Raw genomic sequence first — 839 nt, forward strand, 5'->3', positions numbered from 1 at the left:
TTCGGCGCTGTCTTTTTGCTTTCCTGCTTCGGCTGCTGGTGGAGCTGTTCCACCACCGATTTCCGCTTGTCCCGTTCCTCCCGGTGGACAGCAGCCGCCGCGTCGTCGCAAAGTCCGCTCAACTCCGTTTCCGCCTGCGGCGAAAACTCCGTCCGCTCCCTTGCTCCTCCTTCCCCCACAAGGTCTTGCGACCTTGCGGGGACCCCATCTGCCAGGGAAATCGGCTGGCCGCTTCTGGCCTGCTGTTCCAGCTGGGCTACGGTCGGCTCTTTGGGGCCGTTGTTGATGATCCCGTCAATCATGCCGTAATCGTCCTCCATAGACATTTCCGCATTTTTCAGCGGGTTCGCGTCAAGAAAACCGGTGATCTGCTGAAAGCCAAAGCTGTCGCAGTAATGACAGGATAACGCGCCGTCCCTGCGGATGGCAACAATGTCGCTGACGCTCATGGAGGGGCTATGATAGTCCCTGGGGTGTTCGTTGTTGAAGCGGTAGAACAGCTGCTCCGCCACAACTTCCGGCGTATCTTTGCCGGAAAGGGGCGCGGTGTAGATCAGGTTGTAATTCTCGCGCTCCACCTCGCGCCCGATGGATTGGAGCCAGTCCAGCCCCTCAAAGCGGATTTCCCGCAGGCTGTCATCGTCATTTATCTGATAGATGGCAAAGCAGTCCCCCTCATGGGAGAGAAACGCCTGCTCCCGTTCCTGCTGGCGGTTCAGCCGGTCCTGCACCAGTGCGTCAAAGGCTGGGCTTTCCTCCCATTCCTCACGGGAAAGGGCGAACACCGTACCGGGCAGCTGGGATTCAAATTCCTCCCGGTCAAAGAGCATTTCCGCGCC

Annotated in this window: 1 protein-coding gene; it reads right to left on the bottom strand. The window is 59.1% G+C overall.

The features are described 5' to 3' along the window. Positions 1–839, bottom strand: an 839-nt coding sequence (locus tag D5269_RS18010; protein WP_166545249.1) for a YodL domain-containing protein, incomplete at both ends; no start/stop codon positions are given.

The organism is Anaerotruncus sp. 1XD42-93 (assembly GCF_009917605.1).
In the GTDB taxonomy this organism is placed as follows: domain Bacteria; phylum Bacillota; class Clostridia; order Oscillospirales; family Ruminococcaceae; genus Anaerotruncus.